This is a genomic window from Arthrobacter sp. TJ-236 (genome assembly GCF_058269235.1).
This window is the reverse complement of sequence record NZ_JBZCNI010000001.1, coordinates 944,867-962,290: the sequence shown is the minus strand read 5'-3', so window position 1 is coordinate 962,290 and position 17,424 is coordinate 944,867. Positions and strand designations below refer to the sequence as shown.

Annotated in this window: 13 protein-coding genes; 7 read left to right on the top strand and 6 right to left on the bottom strand. The window is 70.7% G+C overall.

What is annotated here, in order from left to right; all coding sequences use genetic code 11:
- Window positions 1-105 precede the first annotated feature (105 nt).
- From AC4D16_RS04425 to AC4D16_RS04410, 4 genes are read right to left on the bottom strand one after another with little or no spacing between them, the layout of a single operon-like run.
- Window positions 106-1,341: an AAA family ATPase gene (locus AC4D16_RS04425; protein WP_490954089.1), complete on the bottom strand. Its 1,236-nt coding sequence runs from the start codon at window positions 1,339-1,341 to the stop codon at window positions 106-108.
- Entirely contained in the window at window positions 1,338-2,627 is a 1,290-nt protein-coding gene (locus AC4D16_RS04420; RefSeq protein ID WP_490954088.1) for a DUF4350 domain-containing protein, read from the bottom strand. Before AC4D16_RS04420 ends, AC4D16_RS04425 begins: the two co-directional genes overlap by 4 nt.
- A gap of 8 nt (window positions 2,628-2,635) precedes the next feature.
- Window positions 2,636-3,298, bottom strand: a complete 663-nt coding sequence (locus AC4D16_RS04415; protein ID WP_490954668.1) for a DUF4129 domain-containing protein — start codon at window positions 3,296-3,298, stop codon at window positions 2,636-2,638.
- Between the two features lie 46 nt (window positions 3,299-3,344).
- Entirely contained in the window at window positions 3,345-4,775 is a 1,431-nt protein-coding gene (locus AC4D16_RS04410; RefSeq protein WP_490954087.1) for a DUF7847 domain-containing protein, read from the bottom strand.
- Window positions 4,776-4,964: 189 nt separating this feature from the next.
- Between AC4D16_RS04410 and mtrA the strand changes: the two genes are divergently transcribed.
- From mtrA to secA, 7 genes are all read left to right on the top strand, one after another.
- Window positions 4,965-5,642, top strand: a complete 678-nt coding sequence (gene mtrA, locus AC4D16_RS04405; protein ID WP_490948716.1) for an MtrAB system response regulator MtrA — start codon at window positions 4,965-4,967, stop codon at window positions 5,640-5,642.
- Window positions 5,614-7,527, top strand: coding sequence for an MtrAB system histidine kinase MtrB (gene mtrB, locus AC4D16_RS04400; protein ID WP_490954086.1), 1,914 nt, complete (start codon window positions 5,614-5,616; stop codon window positions 7,525-7,527). Before mtrA ends, mtrB begins: the two co-directional genes overlap by 29 nt.
- Window positions 7,524-9,275, top strand: coding sequence for an LpqB family beta-propeller domain-containing protein (locus tag AC4D16_RS04395; protein ID WP_490954085.1), 1,752 nt, complete (start codon window positions 7,524-7,526; stop codon window positions 9,273-9,275). Before mtrB ends, AC4D16_RS04395 begins: the two co-directional genes overlap by 4 nt.
- A 61-nt stretch (window positions 9,276-9,336) precedes the next feature.
- Window positions 9,337-10,500, top strand: a complete 1,164-nt coding sequence (locus AC4D16_RS04390) for a ComF family protein (RefSeq protein ID WP_490954084.1) — start codon at window positions 9,337-9,339, stop codon at window positions 10,498-10,500.
- Window positions 10,501-10,619: 119 nt separating this feature from the next.
- On the top strand, window positions 10,620-11,354 hold the full coding sequence (hpf, locus tag AC4D16_RS04385) for a ribosome hibernation-promoting factor, HPF/YfiA family (protein WP_490948720.1): 735 nt from the start codon (window positions 10,620-10,622) through the stop codon (window positions 11,352-11,354).
- Between the two features lie 152 nt (window positions 11,355-11,506).
- Complete coding sequence (locus tag AC4D16_RS04380) at window positions 11,507-12,712, top strand: winged helix-turn-helix domain-containing protein (protein ID WP_490954083.1); 1,206 nt, start codon at window positions 11,507-11,509, stop codon at window positions 12,710-12,712.
- 114 nt (window positions 12,713-12,826) lie between these two features.
- The gene (gene secA / locus AC4D16_RS04375; RefSeq protein WP_490954082.1) at window positions 12,827-15,535 is read left to right on the top strand and encodes a preprotein translocase subunit SecA; all 2,709 of its coding nucleotides are present in this window, start codon (window positions 12,827-12,829) and stop codon (window positions 15,533-15,535) included.
- Here secA and AC4D16_RS04370 read toward each other — a convergent pair whose 3' ends face one another.
- Together AC4D16_RS04370 and AC4D16_RS04365 are read right to left on the bottom strand one after the other, a co-directional pair.
- Entirely contained in the window at window positions 15,536-16,177 is a 642-nt protein-coding gene (locus tag AC4D16_RS04370) for an Rv3235 family protein (RefSeq protein WP_490954081.1), read from the bottom strand. It lies immediately after the preceding gene.
- A 312-nt stretch (window positions 16,178-16,489) separates the two neighbouring features.
- Window positions 16,490-17,374: a LysM peptidoglycan-binding domain-containing protein gene (locus tag AC4D16_RS04365; protein WP_490954080.1), complete on the bottom strand. Its 885-nt coding sequence runs from the start codon at window positions 17,372-17,374 to the stop codon at window positions 16,490-16,492.
- Window positions 17,375-17,424: the final 50 nt, after the last annotated feature.

The window sequence follows — 17,424 nt, the reverse complement described above, 5'->3', positions numbered from 1 at the left end:
GTCGCGTGGACACGGGGCGGGGCTCAGCGAGGTCGGCGCCGCACCGCGGTGGTCGGGCCGACGTCGCCGACGTGGCCGAGGTGGTCGATGGACCGGACATGCCGGTCACCTGGGAACGGGCACCGTCCCGAGGATCCCCACCAGGACGTCGTCCACGTTCACCCCGTCCATCTGCGCCTCGGGCCGCAGGGCCACACGGTGCCGGAGCGCCGGCAGCGTCAGGGCCTTGACGTCGTCGGGCGTCACGAAGGACCGACCCGAGAGCCACGCCCAGGCGCGCGACGTGTTGAGCAGCGCGGTGGCCCCGCGAGGGGACACGCCCAGCTGGAACGACGGCGACGTGCGCGTGGCCCGGACCACGTCCACGATGTAGGCGAGGACCTCGGGTGCGATCGCGACGCGCGCGACCGCGGCGCGGGCACGTTCGACGTCCTCGACGCCGGCCACGGCCCTGACACCCGCCCCGGCGAGGTTGCGGGGGTCGAAGCCGACGCTGTGGCGGCGGATCACCTCGATCTCGTCCTCCCTCCCGGGCAGGGGGAGGGTCAATTTCAGGAGGAATCGGTCGAGCTGCGCCTCGGGTAGCGGGTACGTGCCCTCGTACTCCACCGGATTCTGGGTCGCCGCGACGATGAAGGGGCGGGGCAGGGGCCGGGACACGCCGTCCACGGAGACCTGCCGCTCCTCCATGGCCTCGAGGAGGGAGGCCTGTGTCTTCGGCGGCGTGCGGTTGATCTCGTCGGCGAGCAGGATGTTCGTGAACACCGGCCCCTCGCGGAAGGTGAACTCGGCCGTCTTCGACTCGTAGATGAGCGATCCGGTGATGTCGCCCGGCATGAGGTCGGGTGTGAACTGGACCCGCTTCGTGTCCAGGCTCAGTGCTGTCGCCAGGGTGCGGACGAGGAGGGTCTTCGCAACACCGGGCACGCCCTCGAGCAGCACGTGCCCGTCGGCGAGCAGCCCGATCAGGAGCCCCGTCACCGCGGCGTCCTGACCCACGATCGACTTGCCGACCTCCGTTCGCACCCGCAGCAGGGCCGCCCTGGCCGACGCGGCGTCCTCCGCCGCTCGACCATCGAGCACACCGGCCGACGGCGCGGCAGAGGAGGCGGAGGGTGCGGCAGGCGGTGCGGCAGGCGGTGCGGCAGGCGACGTTGCAGGCGGCGCTGACCGCGGGGTCGCCTGCCCCGTCCAGCCGTCGCGGGAGGCTTCGTGGGCGCTGCCTCCGGACGTGGGCCACGCGCCCCGGCCCGCCGGTGCGCCCGTCGGTGCGCCCGTCGGCCCGGTCGCAGATTCGGTGGGCGCCGCGCGCTCATCCTGCCGGTCGTCGAAGTGACTCATGATGACGTGATCTCCTTCTCGAGGTCGAGGATGTCCTGTGCCCAGAGCACAAGCTCGCGGTTCGTGGTCGGTGTGCGCTCGAGGAACTGTCGCTCGAGGTCGGATTGCGGGCGTCCGGTGTGTCGGGCCGCGGCCTCCAGGACCTCGACCGGCGACGCCGACCGGTCCACCCGGAGGCGACGCGCCATGCGGGCGAGACCCGCGGCCCTGAGGTTGGCCGCGGCATGGGCCACGGAGCGGGAGTCCTGGTACAGCCGCGCACGGCCCTCGGCGGTCTCCGCCGCACGCACGACCACGGGAAGGGGCTCGGTCGCGAGCGGTCCGAGGCGCCGCCCGCGCCACACCATGGCCAGGACGGCGCAGGCGAGGAGCCAGACGAGCAGGGTGTTCACCCACCCGGGCAGCAGCGTCATCGGGTCCACGCCCTCCCCGGTGGACACCACGTCGGCGCCCGTCGGCTCGTACCAGACCAGAGTGGGCGACGAGCCGAGGATCCGCAGGGCGAGGGCCGCGTTGCCGGCCTCGTCGATGGACTCGTTGGAGAGGATGGACGGCGCCCCGAGGATCGCGACGCTGCCGTCCTCGTCCGTCACATACAGGCCGCCGGTGGTGTCCTCGGCCGTGGTGTCGTCGATCGTGGCCGGGAAGCACTCGACGTCACCCGAGTAGAGGATGCCCGTGGCAGGCACGGAGACCGCCGCCGTGGCATCGGCGTCCGGGCAATCGGCGGCGAGAGCCGGAGCGTCCCCGCCGATGTCGAGCGGCACGGGACCCACGACGCCGAAGTCGCTCGACAGCGTACTGAGTTGGCGCTCGCCGGGCGCCGCGAGGACGGCGCGGGCGGAGCTGTCCGTCAGCTCCTCCACCTGCGAGGCACTCAGGTACTGCGCGTCGTCGTTCAGGAAGAGCGTGGCGCCGGCACTGTCGAGCGCATCGAGGGCGTCCTCGTAGGAAGAGACGCGGACGACGTTGATGCCTTGCGCCTCGAGCACCTGTGCGACCGCCCGGGCACCCGCGGGCGCCGCATTGCCGGGCGAGAGGGGCGCGCCGTCCTCCTCGTCCCCCGGAAGAAGATTGAGGATGATGACCACCGCGAGGACGAGCGCGCCGATCAGCAGGGGGATCGAGCGGCGGAGGCGTGCGCGCGCGGTCGCGCCGGCACTGCCGCCGTCGCCCATCACCTCGACGGACGTGCCCGAGGATGCGGAGCGGGACGTGTCCGTCGGGACGCGCGGTGCGCCACCGGTCTCCTCGTCCGGTGTCCCGGCGGGAGTCCTGGAGCCCATGGGCGCGCTCATCGGGGAGCCGCCGGCAGGGCCGACGACGCCGGGCGATCGCGCTCGGGCCGTTCCCCCGTGAGGCGCAGGTCGAGCTCGGCCGCGCGTCGGTGGTCGCCGGCGGAGGCTCGTCCGCTGCCGTAGTGCGTCTCGTTGAACAGGTCCGCCAGCCAGGTGACGTCCTGAGCCGCGCCCGGGAAGGCGGATCCGAGGTGAAGACCGGCCTCCGTCGCCGTCCGGCCCGGCTGCTCGTCGATGATCACGCGTTCCTCCGCCCCGCGGATGATGGCGCGGAGCAGTTCGGCGACCGCCCCGTTCCAGTCGCCGGCAGCGGCGAGGGCGTCCGCGCGGGCGCGGTGCTCCCGAGCGGAGCGGCGCTCGTCGTCGTCGAAAACCGCGGCCTCCGGCTTCCGGCCACGGGCGTTCAGGCGCGGCTTGATCAGCACGATCGCGACCACGATGACGAGCGCTGCGCCGACGGCGAGCACCACAGTGCCCGGCCCGGGTCCGAGGGCGCCGACGCCGTCCGCGAGCCGCGCGAGGCTGCGGAGCACGTCGGCGATGATGCGCTCGAAGATGTTGGGCTGCGCCTCGACGTACGCGGACTTACTCAGCTCCTCCTCGAGGAGCCGGCGTGCCTCGTCGGCGTCGGGGGCCAGCCGTGGGACCGGGGGGAGCATCACGGCGTCGACAGACAGGGCGTGTGCCCGGCTCGGTGGTGGCGCATCAGCGCGGCCCGCCCGTGCCGTGACCGAAGGAACTGGTGCCGCCGGGGAGCACGTCGGGACGTCCGGCCTGAGCCTGCTCGTGCTCCTTCATCAGGACGACGTCGAAACCCTCGCGCCGCATCCGCAGGTCCACGTACAGCAACGAGGTCACGCCCGACTGGAACGCGTAGCCGATGGCGGTGAACAGGGCCGTGATGGCCTGCGTCGCGGCGAGCAGGGGGAGGGAGTCCAGGGCGTCCGGCGTCGCGGACGTGCTGGTGCTGAACCCGAAGATGAGTGTCACCGCGAACGTGAGGGGCGCGGAGATCACGGATCCGATGATCGACACGATCAGGGCCGTGAGCAGCACGATGCCGAAGGTGCGCCACCAGTTGCCGCGCGTCAGGACCCAGGAGCGCTTGACCGCCGCGAGGGGGCCGCGCTGCTCGAGCATCAGTGCAGCCGGGGTGACGACCAGCTTCGTGGTCACCCAGACGAGGGCGGCGACGGCGCCGAGGACGAGGGGAACCACCAGGAAGGCCGAGTACTCCTCGAGGGCGTAGATGGCGAGTGCCGACAGACCGACGACCAGTCCGAAAGCCACCAGGCCGGCGAGGAAGGCGAGCACGCCGAACGCCAGGAGCGGCAGCAGGCGGCCGCGCGCCAGCCGCCAGGACTGCCCGAAGGTCGTCCTCTGATTGATGACGGCGCGCGCGATCGGGATCACGAGGATCCCCTGCAGGACGAGAAGGGCGACGGCGGAGAGGATGCCCGCGATCGCCGCGAACACACTGAAGCTCGCCACGGCGCCGACGAAGTCCCCGAAGGACGCGCTCTGGGACTCGAGGGCCTCGAAGGAGGACAGCACGTTGCCCAGCGCGAGGATCGTCACGAGGGTCACGACCGCCTGCAACAGGATGGCGTTGCCGAAGGTCGCGATCGGGTTCTTCCGGCAGGCCTGGAACGCGCCGTCGAGGATCTCGCCGAGACCCAGGGGACGCAAGGGGATGACCCCCGGCTTCGGCGGGGCCTGGTACTGGTTGCCCTGGTATTGGGCCGGGGACTGGTTCGCCGGGTATCGGGCCGGGTACTGGTTCGCCGGGTACTGCGCCGACTGGTGCTGAGGTAGCGGATACTGCGGCGCCTGGTACGGCCCTGATGCGGTGCCGCCCTGCCGGCCCGCATGCGCCTGCGGGCCGGTGGGCGGACCGGGCGGCCGCGCGGGGCCCTGCCACGGGGCCTGGGGGACTGGGGCCGCTGTTCCCTGGGGAGGGTGGCTCCCCTGCGCGAAGGTCGACGGCGTACCCCAGCCGACCGCACCACCACCGGGTCCACCTGACGGGCCGCTGTCGGCCGGTGCGCCCGGGTTCGCCCACGGGTTGGCGGGCGTCGAGACGTCGGGTGTGTCGCTGGGCCCCTCGCCCGGTCCGTCGCTGCGCTGATCACTCATGGCGTCCCTCGCGTCCCCTCCGTCGCACCGAGGGGAGGCGTGGATCGGCGTCCCCTCCTGCATCATAGTGAGGCGTCGTGCCGTTTCGGTCGGAAGCGACCGCGCTGCGGACGTGCCGGCGCCGCCGAGGGCCGCGGCGCGCGCTCCCGGCGGTGGGACTTTGCGTGCCCGATACGACACTATGGGGGTATGAAGGCTCGCATACTGGTCATCGACGACGACGAGGCACTGTCCGAGATGATCGGGATCGTTCTCCGCAACGACGGATTCGATCCCGTGTTCTGCGCCGACGGCGCAGCCGCCCTCGGCGTCTTCCGTTCCAGCCATCCCGACCTCGTGCTGCTCGATCTCATGCTGCCGGGTCTGGACGGTATCGAGGTGTGCCGTCAGATCCGTGAGGAATCGGACCTCCCCATCGTGATGTTGACCGCGAAGTCGGACACGTCCGACGTCGTGCGCGGGCTCGAATCCGGGGCCGACGACTACGTGCCCAAGCCGTTCAAGCCCGCCGAGCTCGTGGCGCGCGTGCGTGCACGCCTGAGGCCCGCGGAGTCGAAGGCGCCGGAGACGCTCCGCATCGGCGAGGTGAGCATCGACGTCGCCGGTCACGAGGTGACGCGCTCGGGCCAGAAGGTCTCGCTCACGCCCCTCGAGTTCGACCTGCTCGTCGCGCTCGCCCGCAAGCCGTGGCAGGTGTTCACGCGGGAGTTGCTGCTCGAGCAGGTGTGGGGCTACCGGCACGCCGCGGACACACGCCTGGTCAACGTGCATGTCCAGAGGCTGCGCTCGAAGATCGAACGCGATCCCGAAGCCCCGGAGATCGTGCTGACGGTGCGCGGTGTCGGTTATAAGGCCGGACAGGGCTGACGCGGGGGGCGCCCACCACGGCGCTCCCGCTGTCTCCGCCCACGACCACGACGGCGCCGTCGATCACCGCACCGCCGTGGCTCGCGGCGGTGACGCCGATCGTCCGCACGACGACGTCGAGCCCGGCACCGGCGCGTTCCCCGCGGTTCAGGGGCCGGCCCTGCTCGCCGGTGGTGGGGCGTCCCCCGTGACCCCCGCGTCCGACGGGCGCTCGCGCGTCGCCCGCGCACGCAGGGTCGGCGAGGACATCGGTCGCCGCTGGCGCCGATCGCTGCAGTTCCGCACGGTGGTCGCCACCATGCTCCTGACCTCCGTGTCCTTCGTCGCGGTCGGCGGGTTCCTCTCGAACCAGATCGCCAACGCGCTGTACGAGGAGCGGTTCGACCAGTTCAGCGCCGAGGCGGGCCGCGCCCTGATCTCGACGAAGGCCGTGTTCCGCGACTCGTCGGCCACGGACGCCGACACGACCAACCGCCTCGTGATCGACTCGGTGAACGCGCTCGTGGGCAACGAGACGGAGGCCCCCCGGCAGGCCATCCTGGTGCCCATGTCCGAGGGCGGGGGACTGCTGATCCCCACCACCGTGACGCAGCAGGGTGTCACCGACAGCATGCTCCCGCCCGAGTTGAAGGGCGCCGTGGAGTCCGGCCAGGACATCTACTGGGCGCCCACCGTGATCCCGGTGACGGAGGACGCGCAGCAGGACGCACCGGGCGTGGTGTTCGGCACGCAGGTGCAACTGCCGCCCGAGCGCACCGCGTACGGGTTGTACGTCTACTACGACCTCTCCTCGATGCAGGCCACGCTCGACGACATCCACCGCACGCTCTGGCTCGTGGGCCTCGTGCTCCTGCTCGTCATCGGGGCGATCACCTGGTACGTGACCCGCAGTGTCGTGCGCCCGGTCAGTCACGCGGCCTCGGTGGCCGAGAAGCTCGCGTCCGGTCAGCTGCAGGAGCGCATGGAGGTGAGCGGGGAGGACGAGGTGGCCCGTCTTGGGTTGTCCTTCAACCACATGGCCGGCAGCCTCCAGGACCAGATCACGCAACTCGCACAGCTTTCGCAGATGCAGCAGCGCTTCGTCTCCGACGTCTCGCACGAGCTGCGGACCCCGCTCACCACCGTCCGTATGGCCGCCGAGGTGCTGCACGACGCCCGGGAGGAGTTCAACCCGATCAACAAGCGATCGGCGGAGATCCTCTTCGACCAGGTGGAGCGGTTCCAGGCACTCCTCGCGGACCTGCTGGAGATCTCGCGGTTCGACGCCGGCGCAGCCACGCTCGAGGCCGAGCCGACGGATCTGGTGCAGTTGGTGCAGCACTCGATCGACGGGGCGGGACCGCTGGCCGATCGCCTCGGGTCCGAGCTCAGGATCATCACCGGTGAGTCGCGCTGCATCGTCGACGCGGACGCCCGCCGGATCGACCGCATCCTCCGCAACCTCATCGTCAACGCACTCGAGCACGCCGAAGGGGGGCCCGTGGACGTCCACATCGCCTGCAGTCCGGAGGCCGTCGCGGTGGCGGTCCGTGATCACGGGATCGGCATGGCAGGAGAAGAGGCCACCCGTGTGTTCGACAGGTTCTGGAGAGCTGATCCCGCGCGAGCCCGCACCACGGGCGGCAGCGGGCTGGGGCTGTCGATCGCCCTGGAGGACGCACGACTGCACGGCGCCTGGCTGGAGGCCTGGGGTACGCCGGGCGACGGCGCCTGCTTCCGCCTCACAGTCCCTCGCCACGAGGGCGGCAACCTGACGGCGTCGCCGCTCGCTCTGCCGCCATCGCCGTCGTCGATGGCGCCTGCCACCGAGTCCGGCCGCGTTGCGCCCGGGACGGAGTCGGTCCACACCGGCTCCACACGTGTGACGCGGGAGGTCGAGCGATGACGTCGGCAGGGCGCGGGCGTCCCCGCGAGAATCCTCCGCGGCGCAGGCCTCGCGCGACGGTCGTCATCGCTGCCGTGCTCGCCCTCTGTCTGGTCTGGCTCACCGGCTGCTCGGCCATCCCCACCAAGGGTCCCGTGGGCGTCATCTCCGCCGCGCCGGGCGATCCCGACGCCGACGCGCCCGCCTTCTCGCCCGAGGGCCCGGCCCCCGGCGCGGCGCCCGAACTCGTCCTCCGCGGGTTCATCACGGCCGGCACGGGTGCCGGCGACGGGTACAGCGTCGCCCGGCAGTTCCTGACCAGGGAACTCGCCGAGAGCTGGAAGCCCGAGGAGCGGATCGTCCTGTTCAGCAGCGAGCCGCGGGTGGAGCAGCGCGAGACCGAGGGCATCTTCCAGATCCAGTTGGAAACCACGGGGACGGTCGACGCGCGCGGTGTCCGGACCGACCTCCCGGTCCCGGTCGCCGAGACGCTCGGGGTCAGGATGGAGCAGGTGGACGGCCAGTGGCGTATCGCGGAGGTGCCCGACGGCATCTTGCTCGCCCAGAGTGCCGCCCAGGAGCTCCTCATCTCCCACAGCCTCTACTTCTACAGCAGCAACTACCGGTACTGGGTGCCGGATGCCCGCTGGTTCGTGCGGAGGGCCGGCGTGGCGGCGCGGGTCGTGAGCACCATGCTCGCCGGCCCGGCGCCATACCTGCAGGGCTCGGTCACGAGTGCCTTCCCGGAGGGCGTCACGCTCGCACGCGACTCCGTGCCGATCACCTCGGGGACGGCGTCCGTGGAACTCTCGGCGGAGGTGCTGGACGGCGCCACCGACCTCGGGCTGCAGCAGATGAACCAGCAGCTGGAGGTCAATCTCACCGGGCTGAACGACGTCGCGACGGTCGAGATGTCCAGCGGGCAGCCGATCCAGCTGGGCGCGGACTCGCCCGAGCTGGTGGTGCCGCAACTCGCCCCGGACATCGGGGGCGAACAGGTGGCCATCGCCGACGGCGAACTCGTGCGGGTACGTACCGGGGGGATCGCCCCCGTCGAGGGGCTGGCGTCCGTCGCGGCGCTCGATCCCAGGATGCCTGCCACCTCCCTCTCCGGCAGCGCCTACGCCTTCCTCTCCGGCGACCGCTCCTCCCTGTACGTCACGGCGCCGGGTAGCCAGGCCCGCGGGGTGGTGTCCGGCGGTTCGCTGACCCGTCCTTCCTTCGACCCCGAGAACTGGGTCTGGACGGGCAGGATCACGGAGGGCCGCAGCGAGGTCCTCGCCGTTCCGCCGGGCGGGTCCGAGGCCAACGCGGTCCTGGTCGCGGCTCCCTGGCTGGCCGACCGGCTGGTGAAGGAGGTACGTGTGTCCCGCGACGGTTCGCGCGTCCTCGTGGTCACCGAGCGCGACGGCGAGAGCGAACTGCTGATCTCGGGCATCACCCGCTCCGCCGAGGGTGCACCGCAGTCACTGACCACACCGCTCGCGCTGCGTACGGCCGGCGACGTCGACACTGCGGTCTGGGCAGGCCAGAGCACCATCGTGGCGTCCACCGTCGGCGCCGACGTCGAGGCCACGCCGGTGGTCCTGCAGCTGGACGGGACGCTGGAGTCGATGACCGAGCTCGACGGCGTGCTGTCGATCAGTGCGGGCTCCGACGCCGAGGACACCTTCTACGCGCAGGCAGGGTCCACCCTGTTCCGGCGCATCGGGAACAACAGCTGGCTGGACGTCGAGATCGACGTCCGCGACATCGCCTTCCCGGGCTGACGTCGTCCACATACGGGGGAGAGGACCGCTGCCGCCGTCGAGCCGGTGATGCGATGGTGGCATGCACTCCTCCTCCGTCGTCCCCGGCGTCCGGTCCCGCGTCGACTCCGTGCTCGACCGCCTGGCCCTCGGCCGGACCGGGTTGACCATCGGGGCGGCTGCCACGGCCTTCGCCGCCCTCCTGTTCCCGTCGGCGTGCGTGGTGTGCGGCCGGTGGGACACCTCGCTCTGTCGCGGATGCTCCCGCAGCTTCCGCTCCGCCACGGCCCGCCCCTTCCGGGCCGAGGGCGCGGCGGAGGCCCTGCCGGACGTCGTGGTACCTCCGAGACCCCTCTCCCGATCCGCGCGGCGCACGGGTGCGGCGGTCGACGACGACGGTCCGGCGACTCCGGACGGCTACCGGCCCCTTCCGGTCCTCGCCGCCGGTCGGTACGGCCGTGCGGTGTCCGCCGTGCTGCTGGCCTTCAAGAACCACGGGCACCTCGATCTCGCAGGACCCGTCGCGGCGGCACTCGCCGGAGCGCTGCACGAGGGGGTATCCGGTGGGCTCGGCGGTGGGCTCGGCGGTGGGCTCGGCGGTGGGCTCGGTCGGGGGATCGAGAGTGGGCGCGTCCTCCTCGTCCCGGTGCCCACCCGCGGCGCCGCCCGTCGACGCCGCGGGTACGACCCCCTGATGGTCCTGCTGGTCCACCTCGACCGTCGCGGGCAGCTGCCCGCCGGTGCAGCACTCGCCCCGTGGCTCGCGCACGTGCCGCTGCCGGAGCGGATCATCACGGCGCTGCGCGACGACCCGACGATGTCCGCCGGCCGGCTCCTCCGGCACGCCCTCACGTCGCGGATGAGCGGGGGCCAGAAAGGAGCCGGCCGACGACGCCGACGCTCGAACGTCATGCGGTCCATGACCGTTAGCGAGGGGAGGAAGCACGATCTCGCCGGACGTCGGTGCCTCGTCATCGATGACGTCCTGACCACCGGCGCCACGATCGGTGAGGCGCACCGGGCGCTCGTCGCCGCCGGCGCGACCGTCGTGGGCGCCGTCGTCGTGGCCGCCACCCGCTCCCCGGCCGGGTCGCCGGCGGGACCTCCGGCGGGACCTCCGGAGGGCTCGACGGCGTCCTCGTCGGGAGCGGGCACGCCACCGGCGACCGGGCGACCCGTTCACGGGGAACGCCCGACGGACATCCAGCGAACTGCCGGAAGTAAGAGTGCGTCAAGGGATGAATAACGGGGAGGGGTGAACTACCGTGAAGTACGGGTACCACCCAAAGAAGACAGGTATCCGTCGGCGGTGGCTCTGCACCCATCCCGGCCGCCGCCGTGTCATCTAGTGATGTGGAGGGCTCCATGGAATTCGTGATCAATGGTCGCAACCTGGCGGTATCTGACCGCTTCCGCGAGTACGCGACGGAGAAGATCGACAAGATCGAGCAGCTCGGCGACAAGGTACAGCGCGTCGATGCCAAGATCACCAAGGAAGCCAGCGCCCGGATGGCGGACACCTCACTCACCGTCGAACTGACGGTGCTCTGCAAAGGGCCGGTCGTCCGCGCCGAGGCCACGGCGGCCGACAAGTTCGCCGCCTTCGACCTCGCCTACGGCAAGCTGCTCGAGCGGTTGCGCAGGGCGCGCGACCGCCGCAAGGTCCACCACGGTCGGCACACACCGATCGCCGTCCGGATCGCCACGGCGGATCTCGAGCCGGCCGATCCCGCACAGCCCATCTATCTCGAGACCCCGGTGATCGAGCCGACGGCGTCCGAGCCCGCTCCTCCGACGGAGGACGTCGACGCCTACTCGAGTCCGGACGACATCCCGGCGGGTGACTCGCCGGTGCTGATCCGCCGCAAGGTGTTCTCCGGCGTCCCGATGACGCTCGACGACGCCGTCGACAACATGGAGCTGGTCGGCCACGACTTCTACCTCTTCATCGACTCCACCACCGGGACACCCTCCGTGGTGTACCGGCGCCAGGGCTGGACCTACGGCGTGATCACGCTCGACGCGAAGTGCGCGGAAGGTACCGAGGAGCCGCACGAGGAGCTCCTCGCCTACCGCGCCAAGGAAGCTGCCTCGGCCTAGCCGCCGCCCTATCCGGCGCATTCGCGCCGGCACAACCGTCCAGCGAGCTGCCCCCGCCACCCGGCGGGGGCAGTTCCATGACATCCGCGCTCGGCGGACCGACCGGTGCCAGACGGCACCGCGGCAGCACGGCACGATTCTTGAGGAGCTGCATGACAGGACTGTCGATCGCGCAGGCACGACGGATCGGGCTCGCAGCCCAGGGGCTCCATCGGCCCCGTCTGGAGGCGCCGTCGTCGCGCCGCGCCCTGACGTCGACCGTGCGGCGACTGCAGGTGCTGCAGATCGACTCCGTCAATGTCCTCGTGCGGTCCCACTACCTGCCCCTGTTCTCGCGGCTGGGCGACTACGATCGCGCCGACCTCGACCGCATGTCCTCCAGGGCGCCGCGCACCCTCATCGAGTACTGGGCCCACGAGGCGAGCCTCGTCCGGCCCGACCTGCTGCCGCATCTCAGGTCCTGGCAGCGTCGCACCTGGATGGGGGCGGGCGCCATGCCGACCGAGGCCCGGACGACCCTCGAGGAGAACGTCCTGCAGGTGCTTTCCCGCCACCGCCCCCTGACGGCCACCGCGGTTCAGCGTGCTCTCGGTGTCGAGGGGGACAGGCCCGCGGAGGGCTGGGGGTGGCGGTGGACGGCCTCCAAGCGCGTCCTCGAGGATCTCTTCGCGCGCGGCGTCATCGGGTCGGCTGGGCGGACCGCGCAGTTCGAGCGCCTGTACTCGCCACTCGAGCGCGTCCTGCCAGAGCCCGAGGCTGAGCCCGTGGACCGGATGGAGTCGCTGGGTGTGCTCGCCGGGCGGTCGCTGGCCGCGCTCGGCGTCGCTCCCGCCCGCTCGGTCTCCGACTACTTCAGGACGCCCGTCCGGGAGACAAGACTCGCGCTCGACCTGCTCGTCGCGCGTGGTGAGGTGGAAACCGTCACCGTCGGGGGCGCACCGGAGCCGTGGTACCTCGACCCGGCGGCGGTGCTTCCGCGACACGCGCGGGGCCGCGCGCTGTTGAGCCCCTTCGACTCGATGGTCTTCGATCGCGATCGGCTGCAGACGCTCTTCGGGGTGCACTACCGCATCGAGATCTACACCCCGGCCGCCCGTCGCGTGCACGGCTACTACGTGCTGCCGTTCCTGCTCCGCGACGGCATCGCCGCGCGCGTGGACCTGAAGGCCGACCGCGCGGCCGGGCTCCTGCTGGTGAGGGCGGCGCACGCCGAGCCCGGCGCTCCCGCGGACACCGCCGTCGAACTGGCCGCCGAGCTGAGGTTGCTCGCGCGGTGGCTCGGGCTCGACGACGTCGTGGTCGAGGACCGCGGGAACCTCGCGCCTGGGCTCGACGTGGAGGTCGGCAGGCTAGTCTGACCCCGGCCGGCCTCCGCCGCCGCGCTCGGCACGGGAACGCACGCCGAGCCCCACACGTCCTCACATAGACTGGGGACGCCATCTTCGGCAGCATCGACTTGGGAGCGAATATCAGTGCCATCACTTCTTGAACGTGTTCTCCGCACCGGGGACAAGAAGACCCTCAAGCGACTCCGGAACTACGCCGACGCGATCAACGTCCTCGAGGACGAGTTCCGGGAGATGTCCGACGCGGAGCTGCGCGGTGAGACCGACCGGCTGAAGAAGCGCCACGCCGACGGCGCCACGCTCGACGAACTACTCCCCGAGGCCTTCGCCGCCGTCCGGGAGGCCTCCAGCCGCACCCTCGGTCTGCGGCACTTCGACGTCCAGCTCATGGGCGGTGCAGCCCTCCACCTCGGCAACATCGCCGAGATGAAGACCGGCGAGGGCAAGACTCTCGTCGCCACCGCGCCCGCCTACCTCAACGCCCTCAGCGGCAAGGGCGTGCACGTGGTCACGGTCAACGACTACCTCGCCGAGTACCAGTCGGACCTCATGGGGCGCGTATACCGCTTCCTCGGCCTGACGAGCGGCTGCATCCTCTCCAAGCAGGATCCTGCGACGCGCCGTGAGCAGTACGCGGCCGACATCACCTACGGCACGAACAACGAGTTCGGCTTCGACTACCTGCGCGACAACATGGCCTGGAGCGCAGCCGAGCTCGTGCAGCGCGGCCACAACTTCGCCGTCGTCGACGAGGTGGACTCCATCCTCATCGACGAGGCGAGGACGCCGCTCATCATCAGCGGCCAGGCCTCGGGCGACGTGAACCGCTGGTACAACGAGTTCGCCAAGGTGGTGCAAAAACTCACCGTCGAGACCGACTACGAGGTCGACGAGAAGAAGCGCACGGTCGGCGTGCTCGAGGACGGGATCGAGAAGGTCGAGGACTACCTCGGCATCCACAACCTGTACGAGTCGGCCAACACGCCGCTCATCGGCTTCCTGAACAACGCCATCAAGGCCAAGGAGCTCTTCAAGCGCGACAAGGACTACGTGGTCCTCAACGGCGAGGTGATGATCGTCGACGAGCACACCGGCCGCATCCTCGCCGGACGTCGCTACAACGAGGGCATGCACCAGGCCATCGAGGCCAAGGAGGGCGTGGAGATCAAGGCGGAGAACCAGACGCTCGCCACGGTCACCCTGCAGAACTACTTCCGCCTGTACGAGAAGCTTTCGGGCATGACCGGTACCGCCGAGACCGAGGCCGCCGAGTTCATGTCCACCTACAAGCTCGGCGTGGTGCCCATCCCGACGAACAGGGAGATGGCACGCAAGGACCTCTCGGACCTCATCTACAAGAACGAGGTCGCGAAGTTCGACGCCGTCGTCAAGGACATCGTGGAGCGTCACGAGACCGGGCAGCCCGTCCTCGTCGGTACCACGAGCGTGGAGAAGAGCGAGTACCTCTCCAAGCAGCTGGCGAAGGCCGGAGTGCGCCACGAGGTCCTCAACGCGAAGAACCACGCGCGTGAGGCCGCGATCATCGCGCAGGCAGGCCGGAAGGGCGCGGTCACCGTCGCGACCAACATGGCCGGCCGAGGGACGGACATCATGCTCGGCGGCAACGCCGAGTTCAACGCCGTCGCCGCACTCGAGAAGACCGGGCTCGATCCCGCGGAGAACGCGGAGGAGTACGAGGCCAAGTGGCCCGAGGCCCTCGAGGCCGCCAAGGAAGCGGTGAAGGCCGAGCAGGAGGAGGTCCGCGAGTTGGGCGGGCTCTACGTCCTCGGGACGGAGCGCCACGAGTCGAGGCGTATCGACAACCAGCTGCGCGGCCGCTCGGGGCGTCAGGGCGACCCCGGCCGCTCCCGCTTCTACCTCTCGCTGACCGACGACCTCATGCGTCTGTTCAACTCGGGCGGTGCGGAACGCATCATGAACAGCGCGACCATGCCCGACGACGTCGCACTCGAGTCGAAGATCGTGTCCAAGGCGATCGAGAACGCACAGGGCCAGGTGGAGGGGCGCAACGCCGAGCAGCGGAAGAACGTCCTGAAGTACGACGACGTCCTCAACCGCCAGCGCGAGGCCATCTACGGTGACCGGCGCCGCATCCTCGAGGGTGGCGATCTTCGGGAGAAGGTGCAGTTCTTCCTCGAGGACGTGATCACGGCGATGGTCGACGAGGCCACGGCCCAGGGTCATGGGGACGACTGGGACTACGACCTGCTCTGGACCAACCTGAAGACGCTCTACCCCATCACGCTGACCTCCGACGAGGTCATCGAGGAAGCGGGAGGCACGTCGAAGATCACCCGTGACTTCCTGCACAGCGAGATCCTCTCCGACGCGAAACTGGCGTACCAGGCCCGTGAGGAGGCGCTGGGGGAGCAGTCGATGCGGGAGCTCGAGCGTCGTGTGGTGCTGTCCGTGATCGGACGCAAGTGGCAGGAGCACCTGTACGAGATGGATTACCTCAAGGAGGGTATCGGGCTGCGCGCCATGGCCCAGAGGGATCCGCTCGTCGAGTACCAGCGCGAGGGCTTCATCCTCTTCCAGGCCATGATGGAAGCCATCCGCGAGGAGAGCATCGGGTACCTGTTCAACCTCGAGGTCGAGGTCTCCGCTCCCGCGCGGACCGGGCTGCCCGGCGTCACCGACGGACGCAGCGTGGTGCAGACGCCGACCATCAAGGCCGCCGGGCTGGAGGCTCCGGCGAAGCCCGCGACGCTGAACTTCTCGGCGCCCAACGCCCAGGGTGAGGCGGAGATGCACGTCGAGCGGAACAAGACGCAGGCTGTTCCGCCGTCGGCCAAGAAGGGCCGCAAGAAGTAGTCACCCGATCTCGAGGGCGGTCACCCGCCACTGTCCGCGTCGTTGCTCGATCCTCAGAGCGACGGCGCGGACGCGTTTCTGGTCGTAGGCCACGACGGACGCCTCGTACACCCCGGCGTCGACGGGACACACCCGGGCGGACCGCACCACGACGTGGCGGCGCACGCTGGGGGAGTCGGAGGGCTGGGTCCCCGCCGATGCCCCGGATGCGGAGGAGATGCAGCGGACGAGGTTGGCACGGAGTTGCAGGCGCTCGTAGTTGTCGGGGTCGAGCCAACGCGCCAGCTGCTGGAGCGGACGCGTTCCCGCAAGCACCTCGAGTGCTCCCTGCGCGACGGAGCGCGCGATTCCCGAGATGCGCTCGATCGCGGCGTCCTCGGACCCCGACGTCACACGTCCCAGACCGCCCCGAGCCGGCGGGCCGACCCGACGTCCCGGGTCTCCGACGAGGTCATCAGGCTGGACGGTCGTGTCGTGCGGATCCGCCGCAGGTTCAAGGTCCCGCACGGGGTGCAGCTGGATGACAGGAGCTGATTCCGGCTGGGACGGGCGGAGAGCTGCCGGGAGCAGAGGCCTCGGTGCTCCGCTGACGGCGGCGAGGTGATCCGTGGAGGGGCGGCGAAGCTGAGCGACGGAAGTCATGACGGGTCCAATCCAGGTCGGTGGTGCAATGTCGGAGGGTGGGTCGAACGAAGGGTCGGGAAGAGTTCTCAGGGCCGTTGACGAGGCCATCGGTCAGGGCTGTCGGCTGAGCGACCGGTCATGCGATGTCGTGATGCGGTCGATCGAGTGGGCGGCGGATCCGACCTGACCGGCCTCCAGAAGACCGGGTGGGAGCCGTTTCAGGGCGCGCCGGATGACGGGGCGTCGCTCGGGTGATGACCGTGCGCCGCTCGGCGGGTGCCGGCTGGTGCTCGTGCAGGCCTGTTCACGCCGGGGGACGAGCGCGGTCCGTCAGGGAGGCGGCGGGGTGAGCACCTGTCCCGGGATGAGGAGCGATGGATCATCGCCGATGGTTGCGCGATTGGCGTCGAACCAGGCGGGCCACAGCTCGGCGACCTCGGAGGCGGTCGCGAGAGGCCCGAGGTGGGTGGCAACGATGGACCACAGCGAGTCCCCGGGCGCTACCACCACCTCGCCGGCGTTCGATGGAGCGCGCAGCTCCTGACGCAGCAACAGTCCGCCGTCCGCAGGCATCGGCAGGGGCTTCCAGCCGGGACTCACCGTGGCGGGTGGCTGCGGCGTCGCGTCCGACGCGGTGGATGCCGAGTTCTCGTCGAGCCCTGCGCTCGGGGTGTCCGCGGTGTCGGTGACGCCCGGGGTGTCCGGGGTGTCGGTGACGCCCGGAGTGTCCGTCGGGGCGGCGGTGTCGTCGGACGAGACGGCAGCCCGCTCATCCTCCGCGCCCGGTGCCGTCCCGGTCCCGACCGCCCAGTACGGGGTGGCAGACGCACCGGCCACGCTGTGCTGGGACGTGGAACTCCCGCCGTCCGGAGCTGCCTGAGCGAGAGTCGGGACGGCCAGGAGGTTCACCCCGAGGAGAGCCGCCGCCAGACGCCTCATCACCGCCGGAGTGCACCGTGCCGCGAGCAACGCAGCAGCTGGCCGGCCGCTGCGTTGCAGGACGGCGGCGACGACGGCGAGCGCGAGAGCGAGCAGCCACAGGATGCTCAGGGCCGCGCCGACGAGGGAAAAACCCGCGCCGAGGAACTGTTCGATTCCCCAGGCGCCGGAGCGCTGAGGCGCGAGCAGGGCCTGCCCGGCCAGCGCCAGAGCACCGGCACACGCCAGGACCATCAGTACCTGCAGTCCGTCCTGCATCACGCTGCGCCGCATCATCGTTCCTTTCGTGGGTATGGAAACAGTTTGATGCAGTTTGATGCAGTTTG

Bases quoted from the DNA above. Each gene is read 5' to 3' on its own strand.
- AC4D16_RS04425 (WP_490954089.1), bottom strand. From the start codon at position 1,341: ATGAGTCACTTCGACGACCGGCAGGATGAGCGCGCGGCGCCCACCGAA.
- AC4D16_RS04420 (WP_490954088.1), bottom strand. From the start codon at position 2,627: ATGGGCTCCAGGACTCCCGCCGGGACACCGGACGAGGAGACCGGTGGC.
- AC4D16_RS04415 (WP_490954668.1), bottom strand. From the start codon at position 3,298: ATGCTCCCCCCGGTCCCACGGCTGGCCCCCGACGCCGACGAGGCACGC.
- AC4D16_RS04410 (WP_490954087.1), bottom strand. From the start codon at position 4,775: ATGAGTGATCAGCGCAGCGACGGACCGGGCGAGGGGCCCAGCGACACA.
- mtrA (WP_490948716.1), top strand. From the start codon at position 4,965: ATGAAGGCTCGCATACTGGTCATCGACGACGACGAGGCACTGTCCGAG.
- AC4D16_RS04395 (WP_490954085.1), top strand. From the start codon at position 7,524: ATGACGTCGGCAGGGCGCGGGCGTCCCCGCGAGAATCCTCCGCGGCGC.
- AC4D16_RS04390 (WP_490954084.1), top strand. From the start codon at position 9,337: ATGCACTCCTCCTCCGTCGTCCCCGGCGTCCGGTCCCGCGTCGACTCC.
- hpf (WP_490948720.1), top strand. From the start codon at position 10,620: ATGGAATTCGTGATCAATGGTCGCAACCTGGCGGTATCTGACCGCTTC.
- AC4D16_RS04380 (WP_490954083.1), top strand. From the start codon at position 11,507: ATGACAGGACTGTCGATCGCGCAGGCACGACGGATCGGGCTCGCAGCC.
- AC4D16_RS04370 (WP_490954081.1), bottom strand. From the start codon at position 16,177: ATGACTTCCGTCGCTCAGCTTCGCCGCCCCTCCACGGATCACCTCGCC.
- AC4D16_RS04365 (WP_490954080.1), bottom strand. From the start codon at position 17,374: ATGATGCGGCGCAGCGTGATGCAGGACGGACTGCAGGTACTGATGGTC.